The following is a 22,337-nucleotide window of genomic DNA, read 5'->3' as shown; positions in this document are numbered from 1 at the left end:
GTTTCCTGGAAGATCTGTTTTTGTTTCCCTTAAGATAGACATCCCCTAAAAAACTGGCAATAGCATATCTGATTTTTTTCAATTAAATACTATATTCTTAATTTAATATTAAATATATCTATTTAATTCTTTAATAACCAATAAAAACAAAATTAAATTTTTAAGCTACTATACCAAAGTTCAAAACGGTATTTGGTATTCATTTTATGCATGCATAGTAAATGGCGATTTTTCGGCGTGAAATTGGGGTTGAAGAGAAGAAGTTTGTTAAAATAGGTAAAAAGGATAGTTAGAAATTGAGGCACCGGATAGCGCTATTACCAAGATCATAATTTGTGTGGCTGCTTCAGTGTTTATGACTGTCCCGGACAGATGGGACAACTCAGCTAATAGTAATATCAAATTCAGAATTACATTTATCTAACTGCCGTACGCATTACCGTTGTTTAATGGAGTAACGCGCCAAATTCTTTATCAGAAATATTGAATAGAAGCTTAAGTATTAATATCACCTTATATATTATATCATGGTATATATTGACATAGTTGATAGTAAATAGTGGTGTCTTGGTTGTCCCACTTGTCTCGGTTTCTGAAATTGAGACAAGCGAGACAGCCAAGACAGTTTTTACTCAGATATTGTGTGTTGTCCCACTTGTCCCGCTATTTAAAGTATAGGATAAGCGGGACAGGCTGGAACAAGCCCAGGAGAATGATAAACAAAAAAGCCCGGACTTTTCATCCAGGCTTTCCATATTTTAATATTGGATATTAGCGTTGCTCTATGCCTTCGGCCAAAACAGTTACTACATTGTTTAATGCTTCAACAACACCACCTTTAATAAAAAAAACTTCTTCTTTACCACTACCGCGCACGGTTAATTTGCCATCCTGTAAAGTAGAGATGATAGGGGCGTGATGATTCAATATCTCAAAAAAACCCAAAGTGCCCGGAAGAGTTACCGAGGTAGCCTCGCCTTCAAACACTTTTTTATCGGGAGTAAGGATTTCTAATGTCATTTGTTAAGTTGTATGTTGTAAGGTGTAAGTTATAGGTTATAAGTTTTGCAACTTACAACCTATAACTTACAACAAACTTAAGAATTTGCTTCTTCTAATAATTTTTTACCTTTTTCGATAGCTTCTTCTATGCTGCCAACCAGGTTAAATGCTGCTTCAGGATATTGATCTACTTCGCCATCCATGATCATGTTAAAGCCTTTTATGGTTTCTTTAATATCAACCAATACACCTTTTAAGCCGGTAAACTGCTCGGCTACGTGGAACGGCTGAGATAAGAAACGCTGAACACGACGTGCGCGTGATACCACTAATTTATCTTCCTCAGATAACTCGTCCATACCTAAGATGGCGATGATATCCTGTAACTCTTTGTAACGTTGTAAAGTTTCTTTAACGCGCTGAGCGGTGTTGTAATGCTCATCACCTAAGATAGCAGGGCTCAGGATCCGTGAAGTTGAATCCAAAGGATCCACCGCAGGATAAATACCCAGCTCGGCAATTTTACGTGATAATACCGTAGTAGCATCTAAGTGGGCAAATGTTGTGGCCGGCGCAGGGTCGGTCAAATCATCCGCAGGTACGTAAACCGCTTGTACTGATGTAATAGATCCGCGTTTGGTTGAAGTAATACGCTCCTGCATGGTACCCATCTCTGTTGCCAGAGTGGGCTGGTAACCTACCGCCGAAGGCATACGACCCAATAATGCTGATACTTCTGATCCGGCTTGTGTAAAGCGGAAGATGTTATCGATAAAGAATAAGATATCACGGCCCTTGCCATCTGCATCACCATCGCGGAAATACTCGGCAATAGTTAAACCGGAAAGTGCCACACGTGCACGTGCACCAGGAGGCTCGTTCATTTGTCCGAAAACGAAGGTTGCTTTAGATTCTTTTAAAGCTTCGTTGTCGATCTTGGTCAGATCCCAGCCACCTTCTTCCATTGAATGCATAAATGCATCACCATATTTTATAATGCCTGATTCCAGCATCTCACGTAAAAGGTCATTACCTTCACGTGTACGCTCGCCCACACCGGCAAATACTGATAAACCATCATACGCTTTCGCGATGTTGTTGATCAGTTCTTGGATCAATACGGTTTTACCTACACCGGCACCACCAAATAATCCAATTTTACCACCCTTTACATAAGGCTCTAATAAGTCGATAACTTTAATACCGGTAAACAATATCTCAGCCTCGGTCGACAGATCTTCGAAACGCGGAGGGTTAGCGTGTATTGGGCGACCATTGGTTTTATCTAAGTTAGCAATACCATCAATGGCATCACCAACCACGTTAAATACACGGCCTTTAATATTATCGCCGACAGGCATTTTAATTGCCGATTCTAAGTCTAAAACGGGCATACCACGTAATAAACCATCGGTTGAATCCATGGCAACCGCACGTACGCGGTCTTCGCCTAAATGCTGTTGAACCTCTAAAACAACCTTTTGGCCGTTTTCTTTAGTGATCTCTAACGCGCTGTAAATTTTAGGAAGATGTGCATTCTCTGCAAAACTAACGTCGACTACCGGACCGATGATCCGTGATATTTTTCCAATGTTGGGCATATATAACCGGGTATTTTTTAAAATATACTTTGTTAAAATAGTTTGAAACCTTTTCGCGCTATTTCAGGGCGCAAAGTTAAGGTTTATAATACAATATTAAAACACTTAAAGTAAGATTTTTTTGCCCTTATCATTAATAAAAGCGGCGCGAACTATTGCTTAGAGCAGTTTATTTTACAAAAGCCTATTGGTAAAATATAAATCGTTCATATTTAGGTGTTTGTAGTGATTTACTCAAACCTCAAAACTTAAAATTATTTTGCCGGTATGTTGGCTGCTTTCCATTAAAGCGTGAGCCTCGGCAGCGCGACTGGCGGGGAAAATGGCGTTTATCACGGGTTTGATTCGTCCTGAGGCCAATAATGGCCATATATTTTTTTCTAAAGATGCCGCTACATCATTTTTAAATGCCACACTGCGCGGCCTCAGCGCAGAGCCGGTTATGGTTAGCCGTTTGCGCAAAATAACCGACAGGTCGATCTGTGTATCTTTGCCCTCCATCATGTTGATCATTACCAACCTGCCATCATCTGCCAATACCTGCAGGTTGCGCGGGGTGTAGCTGCCGCCAACCATATCCAGTATTACATCAATGCCTTTGCCATTGGTTAGGTGATCTATGGCGTTTACAAAATCGGCAGTTTTATAGTTAATGGCTATATCTGCGCCCAACTCTTTGCATATCCTGCATTTTTCATCGCTGCCTGCGGTTACATATACTTTACTGCCCATGGCTTTCGCCATCTGGATACCGGCCACCCCGATACCGCTTGATCCGCCATGTATTAACAAAGTTTCGCCGGGCTGCAGCCTGCCGCGGTCAAATACATTGCTCCATACCGTAAAAAAAGTTTCGGGCAGGGATGCGCCTTCAATAAAAGTAAAGTTAGGCGGGACAGGTAAGCATTGCCCGCCGGGTACATTGCAGTATTCGGCATAGCCGCCCCCGGCCACCAGCGCGCAAACTTTATCGCCAACTTTCCAGCGGGTAACGTTGCCGCCAACCTGGGTGATGGTGCCGGCTATTTCAAGCCCGGGGATATCCTGCGGTACACCTGCAGGAGGCGGGTAATGGCCCTTGCGTTGCGCCACATCGGGCCGGTTAACGCCGGCTGCCGCAACCTTTATCAATACTTCATCTGCAGTAAAACCGGGTATGGGTCTTTCGGCTATTTGTAAAACTCCGGGAGGGCCGGGTTGGGTAATTATTACAGCTTTCATGTTGCTATAACTGTCGGCAATTTATTATTGTTTTAACGCTTACTGGTTCATGGCAGTTTCCAGTTGTTTAATCAGGACATTTCTATCCATTGGATAACCTGCTTTTGATAACTCGTAGGTACCGTCTTTTTTGATGATAAAGTAGGTTGGATAGCCATCTCCCTTTATTTTAGTCATTATATCTTTGTTAAGCAGGTCATTGGCTAAAATATGCGTGCCTTCCAGGTTAAAATAAGTAATCAATTTTTTCCAGGTGCTTTCGTTGTTTGAATCAAAATTGGCCACATACAGGTAACTCAAGCCTTTGTCTTTAAAATGTTCCTTTACAGCTTTTGAATTTTTTTCAATTTCTTCGCGGCAGGGGCCACACCATGTTCCCCACATATCTACCAGCACCGTTTTTCCCTTTGTTAGCGCTAATACCTCTGTTAGCGTTGTCAATTTAGTGCCATTGTCTGCCGCAAAGATCATTTTATCAGTAATCGTTTGCGACTCTCTTTTTAAAATATCGTCTACAAAGGGTTGGAAATTAGCTGTATACTTACTTTTTGGAAATTCATTTTTAAATCGGTTAAAAATTAAGGGGATATTTTTAGGGTTGCTTTCGTGCTCAGCTTCTGTAAATAACGTAGCATACAGGAACTCGGCAGATTTGCCTGTAAAATAAGCCTTGATTATTTTTTCTTTCAGCAGATTTTCCATATCATCATTAAACTGTTTTCTGCCGCTTTCTTCATCCGCGTTATACCACTGCTTAAAAAAAATACCGGGATTGTTGGATGACTCGTTCCATAGCCATTCTTTTTTCCGTAGTAGAATATTTTGCAATAACAATTGGTAAGCCTCTGATACGAGGGCGTCATCGTTATTTAAATCGCTGATCAGATCAGATTCACTTTTACTGAAGTCAGGTTTTTGCCCTTTTGCTTTAGCGCTTGCTGTAGCAAACAAACTATCCTGTATCTTATCCCATAAGGGCTTAGTCCGAACGTATTCACGCTCTTGTCTATATTTATTATTCTCTTTAAAAGCCAGGTAGTTATAAGCTGAATAATAATCAACATTATAATTTTGTGCTTTTTTAAATTGTGCGGATGGGTTATAACGGGCTATATAATCATTAAGTATTTTTTTGTTGGTAGCCTGCTGGCTGTTTATCAATGCAGTAATGCGATTAGGCAGTGTATCACCATAAAAGGCGTCGGCTTTTGCGTATACGCTTATAGGTAAAGGTTGATTATCTTCACTGCCCTTGCCGGTAACCTCAATACCTTTATCAGGCTTTGCTAAGTTAGCTTTAAACGTAAGGTTATATCCGGGAGAAAGGCTAAACCTATATGCAGACGGGCCTGATTTATCGTCTCCATTGTTAAAATAAAGTGTAAAACTTGTTGGCTTATCTAAAGTAAGATTTATGGTAGCCGTCAAGGTTTTAGTTACAGTGTCAACTTGATAAGTCTTCGTTGTAAATTCTTGTTTTAAGGGGAGGGTATGCAAAATATAAAAGTATTTAGGGCTTGAAACGTGCGCCACAATAACTTTTATGGTTGTGTTTTGAGCCCAAATTAGCGTGGTACAAAGCTGTAATAGGGCGATAGCCGTAATTAACTTTTTCATTTAGTGTAAGGTTTGGAATTTTAAGTTGAAGATATAATTTTAATTTTTAAAATCAATATTTATCCAACTGCTTTATCTGTACCTTATAATCAGCAGGCAGCAGGGCATTTCTTAAAAAGCCTTCGGCTTTAAACCGTCTTAAAAGTTTATAAAATTTTAGTGCCGGATTGATCCACCCTGGTTTACCCAGGGCCAGTAAATTACTTACCGTTTCGGGTACAAGTAGCAACTGAACTTTAATTAATAAAAGGTATCTGAGCGGCCCCAAATGTTTTTTGTATTGCTGATACAGGTGATAGGTATAAGTACTATTGACCAGATCCTGCTGTAAATGTTCCCGGCGGGCGGGTAGCCACCCGGTAAAAGTATGCGGCAGGCCGGTTAAGCGCATCCTGATGCCAACCCGGTAAAACACGTCAAACACCTCCACCTTTTCGGCATAAGTGAGCGGGCGATCCAACAATTCAAACGACCGGATACTGTAGTCTATCAGCATAAATAAAACATCACGATAAGCCCAGTCAGGTATCCGCGCACCGCGATTTTGCTCAACCCCTTTATGAATGACTGTGATTTTATCAATTGATTTAAGCGCCGCTTCCTCTTCGGCAAAAATAATTTCACGGGCATAGGTCACAGTCGAAAATAGCCGTCCCAATGGATCAGCCGGGAGTCTGCCGGTAAAATATAGCCAGTCTACCGCCTTATTTAAAGCAAATTCGGCGGCCGACCCGGCAAAAATAAACAGGGTTGTATCGGCCCTGCCCCATATCTGACGGACGATAGAATCTTGTTTTACAAAATATTTCATTGTAATTTCCTTAACTTAATAACAGCCCGGTAACAATATAATAGCAACGCCAAAGTCACTACGCCGAATGAACAATCGATCATGGTCCAAAAAAATGGAATACCCCGTATGCCACCTGCAATAAATGCTAACGGGAAGATCATTACGCTGGCTATCAGCCCAAATTCAATTACCCAAATGTTTTTAACCGGATCTTTTAGCGGGCCAATAAAAAGGATAGCCAACATTAAATGTGCAAAGGCCAGCCAGTCTGTACCATAACTTAAAAACGGATAATTAGTGTTAGTTAGTTCAACCGCCTGATAAACTTTATTGAGCCATATACTCATATCGTTAATTGCGCATTGATGCCTGACCAGTGTTGCCAGTTCGGTTTCGATAGGGAAGGCGGTAACGCCGCTTAAAAACAAACCCGCTATCACTATCCGGATGCAGAAGCGTATTCGATGTGATAATTTATCTTTTTGCTGATTGTCCATGATTAATAACTTTCTCAATAATAATTACCACTGCTATGCCCAACGTGTAAGTTAACAGATCAATAAAGGAGAACGAGGTGCCCATTATTATCGCCGCGAATTTTGAACGCCCCCAGCCCAGTAAATTGACCAGCTTAAAATATTGTGATACTTCAACCAGGTACGAGAACAGCAGCACATATAGTGCAGTTTAACAGCAGGGGTATTAATAAAAGTTTTTATGAAGCAATAGATCAGTATCACTACCAGGAAGTCCCCTCCGTAAGGGCGTATAAAAGCGTCGTGCAGGCAGCGGGCTATTAAAACCTCTGTGATAAAAAGTAATAGCGCGAATGAGAAATACGATTGATTAAATATCATTTAAAAGTACTTTGTATTGCAAAGTAAATGATAATTGTTTAGATCTGCAACCTGTCCGGTAATTATTACCCGCAGATTTTGAATGTTAATATATAATATCATTTCTTTGCAGAAAATAAATCAGCATATGTCATTAGCAATTGGCCAGTCGGCACCACAGTTTACTTTATTTTCATCGTCTCTGACAGCGGTTTCACTAGCCGATTTTAAAGGGCGTAAGGTGGTTATTCACTTTTTCCCGATGGCTTTTACAGGGGTGTGCACCACACAGCTTTGTACCATGCGCGATAGTTTTGGTTACTATGATGGTTTAAATGCTGTTATATTGGGGATCTCTGTCGATTCGCCCTTTACGCTGGCTAAGTTTAAAGAGGAGAATAAATATCCGTTTGATCTGCTGTCTGATTTTAACAAAGAAGTGTCAACAGCTTATGGGGCGATATACGATGAATTTGTATTTGGATTGAGAGGCGTGTCTAAAAGAGCAGCCTTTGTAATTGATGAAGAACAGCGTATTATTTATGCAGAAGTATTAGAATCGGCCGGAGAATTGCCTGATTTTGCGGCAATTGCAGAGAAAGTAAAGTAATTTTCAAATATTTTCTACACTTTAAAAAAGAAATCCTATTTTTGCAGTCCGTTAAAAAAAGCGGATATTCAAAATAGAATACTGCACTTGTAGCTCAATTGGATAGAGCACCTGACTACGGATCAGGAGGTTAGGGGTTCGACTCCCTTCAAGTGCACTAATAAATGAAGCCTTTCTGTGTACTACCGGAAGGCTTTTAATTTGATAGACGCACATGCTCAACTTAGTGTTATTTGGCCCGCCAGGAGCTGGGAAAGGTACTCAATCACAAAAACTTATCGAAAAATACGGTCTGATCCATTTGTCAACCGGCGACCTTCTGCGCGGCGAAATTTCACAGGGAACTGAACTGGGTTTAGAGGCAAAAAAGCTAATGGACGAAGGCTTATTGGTGCCGGATGCGGTAGTAATAGGCATGATAAGCAATAAGCTTGACGCAAATAAAACGGCCAAAGGCTTTATTTTTGATGGTTTTCCGCGTACAGTAGCACAAGCTGAAGCTTTAGACGAACTGCTTAAAAGCAAACAGTCGGCTATATCAGGCATGATTGCTTTACAGGTTAATGATACCGAGTTAGAACATAGGCTCTTATTAAGAGGCAAAGACTCTGGCCGCCCTGATGATGCCAATCCGGAAATTATCCGCAAGCGGGTAAAAGAATATAATGATAAAACCGCACCTGTTGCCGGTTTTTATAAAGACCAGCACAAATTTACAAGCATCAACGGAATGGGATCAATAGACGAAATTTTTGCCGCTATTGACCACGTTATTGCTTCTTATTAGTTTTATAGTCCGAAAGACCATCAGTAGGGCTTTCAGACTTTCTAACTCTCCGGCTTTCGGACTATAAATACGATCTCTATGTCTCAAGGTTCAAATTTTGTTGATTACGTTAAAATTTGCTGTCGCTCAGGCCATGGCGGAGCCGGGTCATCGCATTTGCACCGTGATAAACATACCGCAACCGGAGGCCCTGATGGCGGCGATGGCGGCCGCGGAGGGCATGTTATTGTAAAAGGTAACGCGCAGCTTTGGACATTACTACACCTTAAATTCCGTAAGCATGTAATTGCCGGCGATGGTGAATCGGGCAGCAGCTCATTAAGTACCGGTAAAACCGGCCGCGACGAGATTCTGGAAGTCCCGCTGGGAACAATAGCCAGAGACGCTGAAACCGGGGAGATATTATTTGAGATTAATACCGATGGCGAAACCCAAATTTTAACCAAAGGTGGCAGGGGAGGCCTGGGCAACGCTAACTTTAAAACCGCAACCCGCCAAACTCCGCGCTTTGCACAACCCGGCGAAGACGGCAAGGAAGTGTGGAACATTTTAGAGTTGAAAATATTGGCGGATGTTGGTTTGGTAGGGTTCCCCAATGCGGGTAAATCAACCTTGCTTTCGGTAGTGTCGGCAGCCAAGCCTGAAATAGCAGATTATGCCTTTACAACGCTGGTACCTAATTTGGGTATAGTGGCTTACCGTAACAACAGATCGTTTGTTATGGCTGATATACCGGGTATTATTGAAGGCGCGTCAAAAGGGAAGGGGCTGGGTATCCGCTTTCTGAAACATATCGAGCGTAACGCAGTATTACTATTTATGGTCCCGGCGGATACTACCCGTACCATACAGCAGGAATACAGCATTTTACTAAATGAGCTTAACGAATATAATCCCGAGTTAATGCACAAACCCCGGGTATTAGCGGTTACCAAATCTGATATGCTGGATGATGAACTGATGGAAGAGATGAAACAGCAGTTGCCAACGGATATCCCGTCGATTTTTATCTCATCAATAGCCCAGAAAAATATTATGGAATTGAAGGATCTGCTTTGGAAAGAGATCAATAATCAATAGAGGAGTCTGGTATAACCGGGTAATTCCGAAACAGCAGACTAGCTGATTTCGCGTTCGCGGACCTTCACTGCAGGGTTACCCTGGTAAATGCAATAATTTTCTAAATTTTTGGTAGCTACAGAGCCGGCAGTAAGCACTGCGTGCGACGCCAGGATGATGCCCTGTGTAACTATAGCTTTTGCACCTACCCACACGCCATCTTCGATTACTACGTTACCCGTTATTAAATTAAAAGATGTCTTTTTATAATTGTGGCTGCCGGTTAATATTACCGCGCCCTGCGAGAGACATACGTTACTACCTATAGTCACCTCTACCAGGTTATCTATCCAGACATCTTCACCAATCCATACCTCGTCGCCTATGGTTAGCAACCAGGGATATTTGATGTTGACACAGGGCTTGACCTCGACCCGCCGGCCAATTTTGGCGCCGAATAAACGCAACAGCGCAACTTTTATCCCATAAACAGGAAAGAGGCTGGTTTTAAATACAAAGCCGTTTATATAGTACCATAAAATTCTTTTAACAGCACTGCCGCCCGGGTGGTAAGGAAAGTTGTTATAAGATTCAAGATCGGTTTTTTGCATGCTGGTTTTTTACGGAAGCGTCATTTTTTACCCAAAAGTAAAGGCTTATACTGATAATAAAATAGATTGATATATTAAAAATCGTATGATGATCTATTTCTCTGTTTGCATTTTTATTCCAAAACAAAGCAAGTAAAACAAATCTTATCACGTTTAAAAACTCGATAGCTACTATACCCGTTAGCAGGAAAATGATTTTTGCTTTTAACGGTTTGGGAAAGGCCAGCACAAATGCCGCAAAAAAACTTAAAACACCCAACCCCAGGCAGGTATAAACCAACACGATAACCCCATGCCCGGCCACCAGTAACTGGTGATTATTGGTTATTGTAATATATCCTAGGCGCCGTAAAATAAATGCGCTGCTGTCTAATAAAAAACCACGTAAAGCCGATATATAGTTTAAATGACCGGCCAAAAAAGGGCTGTATAATTTACCGGGACTGGTAATGCCAAAAAACGCGATATTAAAATAATAAAATAACAAAAATAAGCCAATGAACCAGGCAGCAAACTTTAGGGGGTTATTTTGCTTATCGGGTATCATTTTGCTGTTTTAAAATTTCATCAATTTTGATATCTACAACCAGTCTGAACCAAAAACCCTGCATAAAGTGAAATATAATACCTGTACGCCCGTCAAGTATCCCCAGCTGAAAAATCATCCGTTGTGTAAAGTAAAGCATGGGGCGCACATACCGGGGCAGTTTCCACCATATTTTTTTGAACCAGGCTTTACGCTCATTGGGCGAACCCCAAAACGCGGGCCGTTCCAATTGTGTTATAGATGATTGCCTGCGCTCAACTTCCTGCCTTGCAACCAGGTCGCTATAGCGGTTATGTTTTTCTATCCAGAAACTGATATTGTTCTCTTTCAGGTTCTCCTCTAACAGGTACCCGTCTTTCCAGATTACCGTTTTACCCGGTACAACAAAGCGATGGTCCATAAGTTCGGTAATATCCGAGTAGCCAACCCCATATTTAAACATCTTCAATAAATAAAACGGGTAATAGCCACCATGTTTTATCCAACGGCCCTTAAAAAAATTTTTGCGGTTAAAGTAAATGCCATTAATATCAGAAAAATCGTCGGTTTTGAAATTAATCAGGCGCTGTCTTAGCTCGGGTGTCACCATTTGGTCAGCATCCAGGCAAATTACCCAGGGGGTTTGAACAGGGCAATTTTTAAGCGCAAAATCCCACTGCGTGGGATGGTTCTCAAACCGATTGTAAAGAATTTGCGCACCAAATTCTTCCCCTATTTTTACAGTTGCGTCCGTACTACCTGAGTCGATGATAAAAACCGGTGCATTTAAATCCGCAATTGATTTTAAAAAACGGGGCAGATGCAACTCTTCGTTGTAAGTTAAAACTATAAATGAATAGGGTGGGCTCAACTTAATCTGGCTTTTATGATCATTGATTTCCAAAAATAAGGTATCCGGCCGCAACCTTTAAATTTAATGTCGGTAAAGCCGGCATCAATTAGTGCGTTGCTCAAAGTTTTTCTTGACCAGAGCTTGATGTGCCCGCCATACCACATGGGGTTTAAATGGGTATCCCATTTATTAAACAGGCTTAACATCAGGTTTTTCAGGTAGCCGTGGTAGGGTGTGGATATTATTATTTCGCCGTTATTATTTATGGTCTGTTTACAAAAATCAATAAATCCCCTGGGGTCATATAAATGTTCAATAACCTCGGTTGACAAAATGGTGTCAAAGGCTTTTCCCTGTAATTCCGGGGGTAATTTTCCGGTTGACAGATCCTGCAGAAAAAACCTGCCGGCATTTGTCTGGCCGGCAATTGTTATGCCTTCGGCAGAAGCGTCGGTGCCAAAGGCATTATAACCTTTGCCTATTAAAAAGTTAACCAGGTAACCATTACCACAGCCCAGGTCTAATATGCATTTATTAATGCTTTTATCCAGCATGGCCAGGATGGGCTCCTGCAGATAAGACATGGTATGCGCGGGCGCATCCACCTTAAATCCGTAATCTTTATAGCCTGACATGATTAATAATTTGTTGATACATATTTATATACTTTTTAACTAATTGATCGTCGTCAAAGTCACGATGAATAATAGCAGGGGCTTTTAGGCTGATGTCGGCCAGTTTATCTGGTTGAATTGCTATATCATTGATGGCATTGCTAACAGATTGTGGCGTAGTTTGGCATAGCCAGCCCAACTGGTTGTTTACCACATAGTCGGCTAGGCCCACCTGCCCGCTTATTAAAACGGCAGTGCCTGCGCTAAGGCTTTCAATAACAACGTTACCAAAATTTTCATTGTATGAAGGCAGTACCAACAAATCATGATCAGTAAAAACGTCAAATTTGCTGTCGTTTTGAAATCCTATCCAGCTAATATTGTCATCACTTAAGTTGTAATGTGCTATGTTCTTTAATACATTAATATAGTTCTCATCCCCATCGCCGGCAATAGTTAAATGATAGGGGATATTTAAAAGCGGCAACGCATGTAATAAAATATCAAGACCTTTTTTTTCTTCAATCCTTGACAGGAAAAGAAGTTTTAAAATCGGTCCGCCCGATTTTCTTTTGCGGGATGATGAAATAATTTTTACAAAATTAGGGATATCAAATATCGCCCGAGGCTTTATAATTTCTGCCAATGCCTGTTGCTCGGCCAAAGATGTAGCATGCAAAAATGAGCCGTTCAATAAACGTTTCCCCAATAAATTATGTATGATTTTTTTTATCAGGTTGTTTTTATTGGTAAACGAATAGGCGCTTAAGGTTCCGCGCGGCGAAATAACCACAGGTACTTTCCGTATTAAACCGATCCAGGCGGATAAAACGGACACCAGGTTCCACCAGGCATGGATATGGATAACATCAAAAGTTCGCGCATTCTTCCACAAGCTAATTAACAAGCCTGGCGAAAGGTGACTATGGTCTTTGGTTATGCGTTTAAAATAGGTAACAGAAACACCGTCTACAGGTGTTTCAATACCAGGGCTAACCGTCAATTCGGTATTACCATTTGCTGTAGTAGTAAACACGGTTACCGTGCAATTGGCCTTTGTTAACTGTTCACTTAATTTAGCTACAGACATGGTAGGGCCACCATAAATGTAAGCCGGTTTGTAAGAAGCATTTATCTGTAATATTTTCAAATTTCTTCTAAAATATTTTTCATCCGTAATATTTTATGAATGACCATCATGGTAATATAGCTCCAAAAAACTGAGTTTACTAAAAACTCAAAGCTTAACCCCCGCCAGAAAATTTGAAACAGGCCCGAAAATATCAATGCGGTACCCATAACGTACCCGCCGAAGAGAAATTCGGCTTTCTGAGAGATTAACTGTACTGCTGCGCCATAAATAAATAATGCTAAAAATACACCCAATCCCCCACCTGACAGATAGCCATCAACCAGATACGCCGGCTTGGCGGAGACATTGGAGCTCCTGCTGGCAACTCCGGCGTTATATACACGTTCCATTACTAATGATTCTGTAAAGGGTTTTGACGGCCAAAGTACCCTGGGTACTATAGATATCAAAGATTGTTGTACCAACTGAAAATTATAGTAATCGATGTACTGGGGTGTAGATTGTAAAAAGTCGGTGAACATATCAACTTCGCTTAGCCGGTATACCAAGAAGCCCCAGTTACTCTCATCATCTGATCTGTTAATTGTGGCATCCAGTGCTATTTTATAAGCATCATTCGCAGAGGCATTTTCTCCCCAGGCATTTTCACGAAAAATGTGATTAAAGGTTGGCAATAATACAAAAAGCATTAACAATGTAGGTATAAAGGTAAGGACGACTATTTTTTTATAATTGGGATATAAAAAAATCCCGAGTACCAAAACACTAACAATGATGGGTTCCTTAAAACCTGACGTTAATGCCTGATAAAAATTAGACACATATAAAAGCAGGCACAATAACGTGTTAAAAACTTTTTTAAGGGGGATAGCAAAGGCCAAAGCCAGCGTACCTGCAATAAAACTTAATGAATTAAATTGATGAGCAAATTGTGCAAGGCCACTAATGGTATACGCTAAAACCGTTAAGGGAAGAAATATGAGTGCTATGATTAACAATATATTGGCAATCTTTTCCTTTTCAATCTTGTATTTGTGATCGATCGGATAGCGCATTGAAATGATTAAACCGGTGGCAAAAGCGGCGTGACCTAGAATATAATATCGCTGGCATTCGGCAGTAAGTGCTACTTTTTCATAGTCTATAGCAAATAAATCACCCGCTCCTGAAAGATCATTTACCCCCAAAAGGTTTAGAAAATAGAAAATGGAGCTACAGGCCATGTAACCTATAAAAATAATCTGCACCAAAAATATGGGGCGCATTAATTGCTCACCAATAGTGCGGTCTGTTGGCAATGGTTTTATCCAGCCCGAATAGCAGATAAAAAAGATAAAAAAAGAACCCAGCCAGGCGATAAAGTATGAAACAATTGGATCTTTGGCAAACAGCAATGATAATACCCAGGGCAGGTATAATATCAGATATCGCATAAATGCCGGGCCGTTTTCTTTCATCTCTTATAGTTAACAATATTATCCGCCTGAATATTGATGTCCCAGTTTTTGATGAATTGCGCTGATTTCAGCCCCATCGCTGAGAGTTCTTGTTTGGTCTTGTAAATTAGCAGGCTCAATTTTTCAGACAAGCTTACTTCTGAATTAGCTTCATGTATACAACCGTTAACCTCATTGTTTACCAGATCCACCGCGCAGCCAACTTTATCAGATGCCAGTATCGCTTTAGCGCAAGCCATAGCCTCATTAACTGCCAGTCCCCAGGTTTCACCTGGCCCAGCCGAGGGCAGACAAAATATATCGCAAGCCTGATAAACTACCGGCATAATGTTTTGGTTTTGAAAATCCATAAAGTGAATATTTTCGGACCGCGCGGCCCGTTCTTTTAGTGATTTTTCTAAAAAGCCATTTCCAACAAATAATAAATGCACGCCCGGTGCAGCTAAGTTAATAAACGATCTTAACAATGCCTCGGGGTCTTTTTTTTTCTCCAGCTTACCGGCAAAAAGTACGATAAGGTCGTCATGGCTAATGTTAAGCTGTTGTTTTAACGCGGCAACTTCATTTGTCCGTTGGTTGGCAAATCTTTCATTATCAACAGAGTGCGGTACAAAAATCAGTTGTTTTTCACTAAGGCCATATTTTTTAAAATAGGCTTTATTGTTTGTGCCGGTATACAAAGCATAGTCAATATATTTGTAAACCCATCTTAAATAAAAAGCACGCAGCAGGTTTTTGAAGCCCGGTTTCTCATCCAGCAAGGTTGAATCGCCCCGAAAAAGCACGGGTATTTTATTTTTAAAATGCCGCATTGTACTTAAATGGCTTTTAAAGGCCCAGCCATAAACCAATAGCTCATCCGGCTGCCAGTTGGTTATCTGGCTGATTAAGTCGGGGTTGTCAATACCAATAAAATGATGGGTGCCCGGATCACGCGCCTTATTGTTTACCCATTGATAGTTATAGCCGTCCAATAAATCAATATCCCATTTTATGGTCCGGCCAAAACCCGGATCGTGTTTAGCCATTGATGCTTCACCCCAGGTGTAAAAAACCATCAAATCAATTTTTTGCGCCAATAATTTAAATACCGGCGCATAGTATTGAATAGGATGGGTAGTTATAATTGCTAAACGCATATGCCGGTTAAAACCTGGTTAAACAGATCGCATTGTTTTTTTGTAATATTTTGGGCCGAGTATTTTTCAACCCCCGCAGCATTATAAACGGGTGCCTCAATTTTCTTTTCAGCTAGCAATTTTAAAAAATCAGAAATATAATTATCCAGTCCGTCAGTATCATCATAGCTGTAAACATTCGGGACATCATAATCTTTCAGGACCTGCAGGGCGGGGCTGTGCGAATTAAAAATAGCCAGCAACGGCTTCCGGGCCATCAGATAGGGATATATCTTGGATGCCGTGTATTTAGGGTCATCAGATCCCGGTATAAATAGGCCATCGGCTTGTTGTAAGGTGGCCAGCGCTTCGAAATAGCTTATCCTATCGGTTATTTCAATAACATGATCAGCTATGCCCATCTGCCGGGCTAATGGCATTATGGTAGGCATGCTTTTACCTTTTGGCGCATAACTGGTGCCAATAAAATATAATTTAAGTTGTGTAAACAGATCCGGGTTTGATGTAAGCCCCTGCTTCAGGGCTTTAAACAACGGTTGTACCGCGCTGTGCATATCAAGGCCGCCGCGGCCGATATAAACCAGGTTAGTAAGCCCGGGCCGGAGCAGGCCGGAAAACCGCTTGCTGTTTTTAATGGCAATATCCAGGTCCGGCTCAAAACTGCCAAAAGTTATCGTAGCCGCGGGGATGTTTTTTATCGCAGGATAACGGTTTTTAAGATCGGCGATGTAACTTTCAGAAACGCTTATCAAGCCGTCGGCTTTTTTTAGCGCTATAGGCTCCAGGTACTTGTTTAGCCGATAAGACAACCAATATTTAGGCGGTTGCTGATGTTTGGGCTTATCACGGTAATAGTCGGAGTGCCAGGGGTCCTGCATGTCTATTACATAAGGTACGCCAAACCTTTTTTTCCAATAGGCACCCAAAACGCATATGGCAAATTGTGTGGTTGAAAAATAGATCAAGTCATATTTCTTTTCGGTTAACAACTCATTAACTTTTCTTTTATAAAAAGGAGAAGAACGAAACGCGATATTCCCGAAACCAAATCTCGCGGTGCGCTTTTTTTCAAACGCCTTTACCACATGGACTTTAATGTTTGATGGCACGGTTTCAAGCAGCAATTCGTCTTTTTGCATATCAGAATAAACCGGCGCTACTGTTACTACCTCAGCCTCCCAGCCATATTGCTCGAAATAGGGCAGGCTCATCCTAACCCGTTGCATGTCGGGCGTGTTTGACGGAGGGAAATAAGGCGAAATAATGAGTACCCGTTTCAATTTGTAGTTAAAAAATATCTATTGTTGATACGCCTTGCCAATCGGTGCGACGGTCGCTCAATTAACAGGTAAAAAAGATATGCCGATAAAATAGTTAACAAAACAAATAACGGATAGGTGAAATTGTTAAACACCAGGTATCGTTTCAGCAGCAAAAACACAACCGGATGGCATAAGTATAAGGAATACGAGAATTTTCCCATTTTTTCAAGTAAGCTGTTAGCCGGTTTGTTTTTATAATAAACTATCTCGGCCTGTATCCATTTGTATAGCAACAGCGCGAAAACATTCATCGACAATATATAACTAAGATGCAGGTGAAATTTAGCAATGCATAAGATGCAACTTATTGCATACACCGATAATCTGTACACTATAATTTTGCCGGTAGTTATTGTTTTTAGCTTATCTATATTTTCGGCTATTAATACGCCCAGCAGCCAGCACGGCAGGCCAACCAGCCAGGTAAGATAATTGCCAAATTGCCAGTAATAACCGTGATAATGATTATCGGTTTGTTTAAAAAATGCCTGTATATCATGGAAAGACCCAACACCAATAAAAACTGCTGCAATGCACCAGGCTGCTATAAATTTCATCTTCCAGCGCAGGTTGATCTTTAACAACAGGGGGTATAGAGCATAGTATATCAGTTCACAATATAAGCTCCAGGTGACTGTTTTCTCGGGATGATCAAAAGCCATCCCAACTGAAAGTATAACAGCCAGCGGTATCAGTATCCTCAGGAAACGCCTTATCCAAAACTGGAACGTATTGTCGATACCGTTTTTGCAGGGATAATGAATAACAAATCCCGAAATAATAAAGAATGCAATAACAGCCGAGGTGCCATCAAAAGCATTGGCTAAAAACGCACCCAGGACCTTTAAGGGGAAATGAGCGGATGTTTTTAAGGTTTCGGCATACACATTATCAAAATGCGACAACATTACTACAAAGGCCAGCACAAACCTTATGCTGTCAACCCCATAAAACCATTTGTTTGATTGCTTTTGCTGCATTATTTTTGCTGTAATAAGGTTTGTTTCACTATTGCTAAAAACTTAAGGCCCTCGGTCTCCCAGTTATATTGTTGTTTCGCCAGGCGCAAGGCTTCGTTTTGAGCGTTGGCAAGCTGTGCGCTATGTTGATGATAATTGCGCAGTATAGCGGCCATAACCCCTACGTCTCCTTTCGGATAGACGTGGCCAATGGTTGCGTTTTTAGTCATAAAGTCATGCTGGGCCGTGGTATCACTTGCAACAATAGCTAAACCGGCCTGCATATAAGTGAATAATTTATTACTGAGCGCGATGTTATTATTGATACTGAACCCGGGCTCAAGCGCAAGGCCAATATCAAACTGAGATGCAAAGCCTGCAAGCTCATCCGGCGGTACCGGATTATGGATCTGCAGGTTGATATCGCTGTCAATCAGGCTGCTGATAAACTTTTCGCTGCCCGGCGGCAGCTTTCCCAATAAGTGGAGCTCGAAGTCGGTCTTGTTTAATAGTTGTAAGGCTTTTACAGCATCGTCAATGCCGCGGTTTGGCCCAATGGTTTGCGAAAACCAAAACAATTTTACCGGGCCTTTTTTCTCGACCTTTTTTGTTGCCGTTTCAATTTTCGGGAACACATTTAACAACACAACCGGCTTTAATTGGGGATATAGTTGTTGGTAGGCTTCGGCTATTTGCGGGCTGCTTGTGGTAAAATAGTTTACCTGGGGCAAATATTGGTCCTCTATTTTGGTTTTAAGCATCACTTCGGCATTGTTACTGTCATCGCTGGTTTCATACCGGTGAAAATCCTCGGCGTCAAAACCACATACTTTATTGTATAGTTTAGCCGCGCTGGCAGCTGAGGGCAATGCCCCCAAATTATGGGCGATGTATAAATCGGCTCTGTGTTTTTTTGCCGCTTCTTTCAGCAAGCCGGCCGATCGGGCTATGGCAATATTTGTAAACAATTTTCCCCCGGTTACCCGGTTAATGTACTTTGCCGCGCGATGAGTAATTTTGCTGAATAAGTAGGTTGATTTTTGTTGCTGCGGATCACCGGCAATTCGCACCGCTTTCCACTTTTTAAGCGGGATAAGCTGCCGGTCGAAAACCGTTCCCCAGTCATTCCAGTAGGCGTATAGCACCGTAACGTCATATCCGGCATCACATAAGCTATCGGCTTCTTTAATCAGTCGCGGATTAAGCGAGGGCTGTCCTGAGGATATTAAAACTACTTTTTGTGATGCCATGTCGTAGCTTTTCTGATTGCAGGATTTTTATCAGCAAAAAATGATTTGCCGTTATTCATTAAACAAAGTGAGGTAGTTTTGCGCTATTACTTTAATGTCAAATCTGTCGGCGGCGGTTTGTCTGCAAGCTTTCCTGTCAATAGTGTTAACAGCAGCCAGCTTTTCCGTCATTTCGGCCTGGTTATTTACTATAAATCCATTAATGCCTTCCTGCACAACCTCGGGTACCGACCCGCGTTTAAAAGCGATAACCGGCGTGCCGCACGCCATTGCTTCTATCATCACCATCCCAAAAGGCTCATCCCATTCAATAGGGAACAATAATGCTTTCGCCTGTTGCAGGTACTTGTTCTTTTCGGCATCGTTGAGGGCCCCAACATATTTAATTTGCCGGTTATCTATCAGCGGCTCAATCTCGGTTTTAAAATATTGATAATTGTCCGGCGTATCGGGTATGTTACCTGCCAATATCAAATTATGGTTGGTGGCCCTGGCCACCTTAATTGCGGTATGGGCGCCCTTTATTTTATCAAGCCTGCCCAGGAACATCAGCGGCGCATCATTACTCAAACTTTCATTGAGCTGATATCGCGAAAAATCAATGGTGTTATAAACTGTTTTCCATTTCCCGGCTACATTACCCGTGCCAACGCAATAGTTGCTGCAGGCAGTAAAGATCAGGTTTCGGTTAGGTAGTTTGTTGATTAGTTTAATGCCCGATTCGGTAACCTTCCGGCCATAGGTCATTATTTTTTTTGCGGCTGTATTTAAAACCGGCACCAGATATATCAACCGGCCAAAGTTATGGATCAGGTCGAAGTTGTTTTTGTTGTCCAGGAGATATTTCCAGGCGAAGCCTGCTTCCAGTGTCCGTTGCCATTTAGAACGTCCCAAATCATTTATACCAAACGTTACCGTTTTGCCGCTGCAATAGGAGTTTGGCCCCGCAAGCAAGGTTACCTCATGGCCCAACCGGTGATATTCTTCGGCAAAGGCGTATACCAGTCGCTCGTGCCCGCCGTATGCTTCGGGCGGCACAGGTATGCCCGGGTCCATAATCAGCAGTATCCTCATTTTATAGCTTCATTATTAAGCGTTGAGTACGTGTCCTGAACTATTTTTAAATAGGCAGACGCACATTTTTCAAGCGATAGGTTTTCTATTACGTAATCCCGTGGTTTGAATAAATTAATATCAGCTAAAAAGCCGGCCAGGGTTTCTTCAAAATCGGCTGCCCCGGTAAATTTTTTGCCGCAACGGTCGTCCCAGTAAGGTACTGAACTAACCGGCCCATACTTTACCCTGTCTGGATAATATTCAGGGTCCTGCCAGTAACCGCCCCGGTCCCAGGCCAAAATAGGGGTGTTTGCTGATAGTATTTGTTGATAAGCCAGGCCCTGCGTTTCATGTTCACATAAAAATATCACGGCTTTTGACCGGCTTAATTTATCTTTTAATTCTGCAGGGGTATAAGCGCCGTATTTGATTTGATGATGCGATAAGTTATGCCGGTCCAGTATTTTGACCATGGGATCAATCAACTCGTCGCTAAAGCGGTCATGTTCCCAGCGGATCTTGTCATAGATTAAAAAATCGTAAACTTTATTTTGCAGTGATGGCTGCCATTCATCTGTATCAATCCCGGTTGGCCAGGCTACCACCTTAGCGCCATAAAAGGGCTCAAACATCTGCCGCATCCACTCGCCGGGCACCAATATCTTTTTTACGTTGGGGAACTCTTTTAATAACTCAGGCCGATCAATAGGGTGCGAGTATATGCCTGCACCAAATACAATAGGATTGGTCCAGGTTTGGTTAAACAATACCTGGGGCTTGCCTATAATGCAGGCTATTTCCTGAGGATGGGCTATAATATAGTTATAGTCGTTTAGCCGGTAAGGGATACCTAGTTTGTCAAGCCCCTGCATTAAATTAAGCGCAACACGCATTACGCCACCCGGGCGGGGTTTGCCGCGTACCAGGCGCCTTATTAGCTTACGCGGATACCGGTCGTACTTAAACCAGCGGTCAGGATCTGGTTCGGCATAAAATAAGTTCAGGGCTTTATCCAACACTTCTTTTTAGTTTTAAAAGGTGCTCTGTAAAAGCAAACCCAAAAGTTTTGTATAGGGTAGCCAGGTTTTTATTTTCGGCAGGTTTAAATTGCGGGTTAAGCTCATAAACCCAATTATAAATTTTGTGGCCGTCAGCTATGTTGGTTTTGGCTATCCAGTGCGCCAGGTGCCATAAATTATTGCAAGCCGCGTTTTTACGGCGTTGCGTTAGCTGCCCTGTATTTTTTAAAATATCAAATGCTTTTTGGTAGATATTTAAATAAGCCAGGTGGTTGCCTATCTCTTTAAGTCCACCCATGTTTTGCAACCGCGGCCGGTTATGCACCCGGTGCGCCAGCGTAGCCTGGTTGATATAGCCTGTTACAGGTTGTTTCATGGCGGCTTCAATAATAAACTGGCGGTCATCCAACGCGCCAAATTCCTGCCGGTGTGGTATATCTTTTATAAAGTCTTTTTTAAACAGGTAAGCACTGTAATGGGATGAATCGCACTCGCCTAACTGTTGTGCTATAAAATCATCACAAACGGTCCAGCTTATTTCTTTGATCAGTTTTTCATCCCCGGTATAAAGCTGGTAGCCGGCACAGGTAATGTTTAAGTTGTTTTTCTCGGCTTCGTTAAATAATGCCCGGGATGAGCCGGGTAAGATCCAATCATCCGAATCTAAAAATCTGACGTATTTACCGGTAGCCAGGGCAAAACCTGCATTCACGGCCCAGTCTTTCCCCCGGTTTTCCTGCCGGATGGCAATCAGGTCTTTCTGTTGTTGCAGCCAGTCCCAGGTCCCGTCGGTACTGCCATCATCAACAATAATAATTTGAATTTTTAGGTGCGGGTCGCCGCAACTGTCGATGGTTTTGGGTAAGCTCCAGAGCCGGTTATAGGTTGGTATAATGATACTGATATCCATTA

General features: G+C 41.9%; 22 protein-coding genes, 1 tRNA gene and 1 pseudogene. 4 read left to right on the top strand and 20 right to left on the bottom strand.

Features of this window, described 5'->3' with window-relative positions:
• Positions 1–771: 771 nt before the first annotated feature.
• The 7 genes and pseudogenes from atpC to LJ658_RS12380 all read right to left on the bottom strand — a co-directional run bounded on the left by atpC (position 772) and on the right by LJ658_RS12380 (position 7,091).
• The gene (gene atpC, locus LJ658_RS12410; protein ID WP_230546831.1) at positions 772–1,020 is read right to left on the bottom strand and encodes an ATP synthase F1 subunit epsilon; all 249 of its coding nucleotides are present in this window, start codon (positions 1,018–1,020) and stop codon (positions 772–774) included.
• 77 nt (positions 1,021–1,097) lie between these two features.
• The gene (gene atpD / locus LJ658_RS12405; RefSeq protein WP_230546830.1) at positions 1,098–2,603 is read right to left on the bottom strand and encodes a F0F1 ATP synthase subunit beta; all 1,506 of its coding nucleotides are present in this window, start codon (positions 2,601–2,603) and stop codon (positions 1,098–1,100) included.
• A 234-nt stretch (positions 2,604–2,837) separates the two neighbouring features.
• A complete protein-coding gene (locus LJ658_RS12400; protein ID WP_230546829.1) occupies positions 2,838–3,824 on the bottom strand; it encodes an NAD(P)H-quinone oxidoreductase in 987 nt (328 codons plus the stop codon).
• A 39-nt stretch (positions 3,825–3,863) separates the two neighbouring features.
• On the bottom strand, positions 3,864–5,441 hold the full coding sequence (locus LJ658_RS12395) for a TlpA disulfide reductase family protein (protein ID WP_230546828.1): 1,578 nt from the start codon (positions 5,439–5,441) through the stop codon (positions 3,864–3,866).
• A gap of 52 nt (positions 5,442–5,493) precedes the next feature.
• Positions 5,494–6,252 (bottom strand): oxygenase MpaB family protein, encoded by a 759-nt coding sequence (locus tag LJ658_RS12390; protein ID WP_230546827.1) that lies wholly within the window; start codon positions 6,250–6,252, stop codon positions 5,494–5,496.
• On the bottom strand, positions 6,249–6,731 hold the full coding sequence (locus tag LJ658_RS12385) for a hypothetical protein (protein WP_230546826.1): 483 nt from the start codon (positions 6,729–6,731) through the stop codon (positions 6,249–6,251). Before LJ658_RS12385 ends, LJ658_RS12390 begins: the two co-directional genes overlap by 4 nt.
• Positions 6,709–7,091: pseudogene (locus tag LJ658_RS12380) on the bottom strand (DUF2809 domain-containing protein). The gene LJ658_RS12385 and the pseudogene LJ658_RS12380 overlap by 23 nt, the downstream one beginning before the upstream one ends.
• A gap of 127 nt (positions 7,092–7,218) precedes the next feature.
• On the opposite strand from LJ658_RS12380, the gene LJ658_RS12375 reads away from it, so the two are divergent.
• The 4 genes from LJ658_RS12375 to obgE all read left to right on the top strand — a co-directional run bounded on the left by LJ658_RS12375 (position 7,219) and on the right by obgE (position 9,547).
• Complete coding sequence (locus tag LJ658_RS12375; RefSeq protein WP_230546825.1) at positions 7,219–7,680, top strand: redoxin domain-containing protein; 462 nt, start codon at positions 7,219–7,221, stop codon at positions 7,678–7,680.
• An 83-nt stretch (positions 7,681–7,763) separates the two neighbouring features.
• A tRNA-Arg gene (locus LJ658_RS12370) sits at positions 7,764–7,837 on the top strand.
• Positions 7,838–7,894: 57 nt separating this feature from the next.
• Positions 7,895–8,467, top strand: a complete 573-nt coding sequence (locus LJ658_RS12365; protein ID WP_230546824.1) for an adenylate kinase — start codon at positions 7,895–7,897, stop codon at positions 8,465–8,467.
• Between the two features lie 78 nt (positions 8,468–8,545).
• Positions 8,546–9,547: a GTPase ObgE gene (gene obgE, locus LJ658_RS12360; RefSeq protein ID WP_230546823.1), complete on the top strand. Its 1,002-nt coding sequence runs from the start codon at positions 8,546–8,548 to the stop codon at positions 9,545–9,547.
• Positions 9,548–9,585: 38 nt separating this feature from the next.
• On the opposite strand, the gene LJ658_RS12355 is transcribed toward obgE, so the two are convergent.
• Genes LJ658_RS12355 through LJ658_RS12295 form a run of 13 tightly spaced genes read right to left on the bottom strand, consistent with a single transcriptional unit; the run spans position 9,586 to position 22,335 of the window.
• Entirely contained in the window at positions 9,586–10,137 is a 552-nt protein-coding gene (locus LJ658_RS12355; RefSeq protein ID WP_230546822.1) for a WcaF family extracellular polysaccharide biosynthesis acetyltransferase, read from the bottom strand.
• A complete protein-coding gene (xrtY, locus tag LJ658_RS12350) occupies positions 10,118–10,684 on the bottom strand; it encodes an exosortase Y (protein ID WP_230546821.1) in 567 nt (188 codons plus the stop codon). The genes LJ658_RS12355 and xrtY overlap by 20 nt, the downstream gene beginning before the upstream one ends.
• Positions 10,671–11,534 (bottom strand): glycosyltransferase family 2 protein, encoded by an 864-nt coding sequence (locus tag LJ658_RS12345; RefSeq protein WP_230546820.1) that lies wholly within the window; start codon positions 11,532–11,534, stop codon positions 10,671–10,673. Before LJ658_RS12345 ends, xrtY begins: the two co-directional genes overlap by 14 nt.
• Complete coding sequence (locus tag LJ658_RS12340; RefSeq protein WP_230546819.1) at positions 11,531–12,151, bottom strand: bifunctional 2-polyprenyl-6-hydroxyphenol methylase/3-demethylubiquinol 3-O-methyltransferase UbiG; 621 nt, start codon at positions 12,149–12,151, stop codon at positions 11,531–11,533. The genes LJ658_RS12345 and LJ658_RS12340 overlap by 4 nt, the downstream gene beginning before the upstream one ends.
• Positions 12,138–13,280 carry an XrtY-associated glycosyltransferase XYAG1 gene (locus tag LJ658_RS12335; protein WP_230546818.1) on the bottom strand — a complete coding sequence of 381 codons (1,143 nt, stop codon included), beginning with the start codon at positions 13,278–13,280 and terminating at the stop codon, positions 12,138–12,140. Before LJ658_RS12335 ends, LJ658_RS12340 begins: the two co-directional genes overlap by 14 nt.
• Positions 13,277–14,680, bottom strand: coding sequence for an exosortase Y-associated Wzy-like protein (locus LJ658_RS12330; protein ID WP_230546817.1), 1,404 nt, complete (start codon positions 14,678–14,680; stop codon positions 13,277–13,279). Before LJ658_RS12330 ends, LJ658_RS12335 begins: the two co-directional genes overlap by 4 nt.
• Positions 14,677–15,819: a glycosyltransferase family 4 protein gene (locus LJ658_RS12325; RefSeq protein ID WP_230546816.1), complete on the bottom strand. Its 1,143-nt coding sequence runs from the start codon at positions 15,817–15,819 to the stop codon at positions 14,677–14,679. The genes LJ658_RS12330 and LJ658_RS12325 overlap by 4 nt, the downstream gene beginning before the upstream one ends.
• Complete coding sequence (locus LJ658_RS12320; RefSeq protein WP_230546815.1) at positions 15,810–17,099, bottom strand: glycosyltransferase; 1,290 nt, start codon at positions 17,097–17,099, stop codon at positions 15,810–15,812. The genes LJ658_RS12325 and LJ658_RS12320 overlap by 10 nt, the downstream gene beginning before the upstream one ends.
• Positions 17,096–18,121, bottom strand: a complete 1,026-nt coding sequence (locus LJ658_RS12315) for an acyltransferase (protein WP_230546814.1) — start codon at positions 18,119–18,121, stop codon at positions 17,096–17,098. The genes LJ658_RS12320 and LJ658_RS12315 overlap by 4 nt, the downstream gene beginning before the upstream one ends.
• A complete protein-coding gene (locus tag LJ658_RS12310; RefSeq protein ID WP_230546813.1) occupies positions 18,121–19,350 on the bottom strand; it encodes a glycosyltransferase in 1,230 nt (409 codons plus the stop codon). Before LJ658_RS12310 ends, LJ658_RS12315 begins: the two co-directional genes overlap by 1 nt.
• A 51-nt stretch (positions 19,351–19,401) precedes the next feature.
• On the bottom strand, positions 19,402–20,424 hold the full coding sequence (locus LJ658_RS12305) for a glycosyltransferase (protein WP_230546812.1): 1,023 nt from the start codon (positions 20,422–20,424) through the stop codon (positions 19,402–19,404).
• Positions 20,421–21,422 (bottom strand): glycosyltransferase, encoded by a 1,002-nt coding sequence (locus LJ658_RS12300; protein ID WP_230546811.1) that lies wholly within the window; start codon positions 21,420–21,422, stop codon positions 20,421–20,423. Before LJ658_RS12300 ends, LJ658_RS12305 begins: the two co-directional genes overlap by 4 nt.
• Positions 21,415–22,335 (bottom strand): glycosyltransferase family 2 protein, encoded by a 921-nt coding sequence (locus tag LJ658_RS12295; protein ID WP_230546810.1) that lies wholly within the window; start codon positions 22,333–22,335, stop codon positions 21,415–21,417. Before LJ658_RS12295 ends, LJ658_RS12300 begins: the two co-directional genes overlap by 8 nt.
• Positions 22,336–22,337 lie beyond the last annotated feature (2 nt).

It is taken from the genome of Mucilaginibacter sp. UR6-11, from assembly GCF_020880695.1.
Taxonomy (GTDB): Bacteria; Bacteroidota; Bacteroidia; order Sphingobacteriales; family Sphingobacteriaceae; genus Mucilaginibacter.
This window is presented reverse-complemented; position numbering and strand designations above follow the sequence as displayed.

Coding starts and splice junctions, on each gene's coding strand:
- LJ658_RS12340 (WP_230546819.1), bottom strand. CDS start 12,151: ATGTCAGGCTATAAAGATTACGGATTTAAGGTGGATGCGCCCGCGCAT.
- LJ658_RS12385 (WP_230546826.1), bottom strand. CDS start 6,731: ATGGACAATCAGCAAAAAGATAAATTATCACATCGAATACGCTTCTGC.
- LJ658_RS12365 (WP_230546824.1), top strand. CDS start 7,895: ATGCTCAACTTAGTGTTATTTGGCCCGCCAGGAGCTGGGAAAGGTACT.
- atpC (WP_230546831.1), bottom strand. CDS start 1,020: ATGACATTAGAAATCCTTACTCCCGATAAAAAAGTGTTTGAAGGCGAG.
- LJ658_RS12315 (WP_230546814.1), bottom strand. CDS start 18,121: ATGCAGCAAAAGCAATCAAACAAATGGTTTTATGGGGTTGACAGCATA.
- LJ658_RS12400 (WP_230546829.1), bottom strand. CDS start 3,824: ATGAAAGCTGTAATAATTACCCAACCCGGCCCTCCCGGAGTTTTACAA.
- LJ658_RS12330 (WP_230546817.1), bottom strand. CDS start 14,680: ATGAAAGAAAACGGCCCGGCATTTATGCGATATCTGATATTATACCTG.
- obgE (WP_230546823.1), top strand. CDS start 8,546: ATGTCTCAAGGTTCAAATTTTGTTGATTACGTTAAAATTTGCTGTCGC.
- LJ658_RS12355 (WP_230546822.1), bottom strand. CDS start 10,137: ATGCAAAAAACCGATCTTGAATCTTATAACAACTTTCCTTACCACCCG.
- LJ658_RS12325 (WP_230546816.1), bottom strand. CDS start 15,819: ATGCGTTTAGCAATTATAACTACCCATCCTATTCAATACTATGCGCCG.
- LJ658_RS12395 (WP_230546828.1), bottom strand. CDS start 5,441: ATGAAAAAGTTAATTACGGCTATCGCCCTATTACAGCTTTGTACCACG.
- atpD (WP_230546830.1), bottom strand. CDS start 2,603: ATGCCCAACATTGGAAAAATATCACGGATCATCGGTCCGGTAGTCGAC.
- LJ658_RS12390 (WP_230546827.1), bottom strand. CDS start 6,252: ATGAAATATTTTGTAAAACAAGATTCTATCGTCCGTCAGATATGGGGC.
- xrtY (WP_230546821.1), bottom strand. CDS start 10,684: ATGATACCCGATAAGCAAAATAACCCCCTAAAGTTTGCTGCCTGGTTC.
- LJ658_RS12295 (WP_230546810.1), bottom strand. CDS start 22,335: ATGGATATCAGTATCATTATACCAACCTATAACCGGCTCTGGAGCTTA.
- LJ658_RS12310 (WP_230546813.1), bottom strand. CDS start 19,350: ATGGCATCACAAAAAGTAGTTTTAATATCCTCAGGACAGCCCTCGCTT.
- LJ658_RS12305 (WP_230546812.1), bottom strand. CDS start 20,424: ATGAGGATACTGCTGATTATGGACCCGGGCATACCTGTGCCGCCCGAA.
- LJ658_RS12375 (WP_230546825.1), top strand. CDS start 7,219: ATGTCATTAGCAATTGGCCAGTCGGCACCACAGTTTACTTTATTTTCA.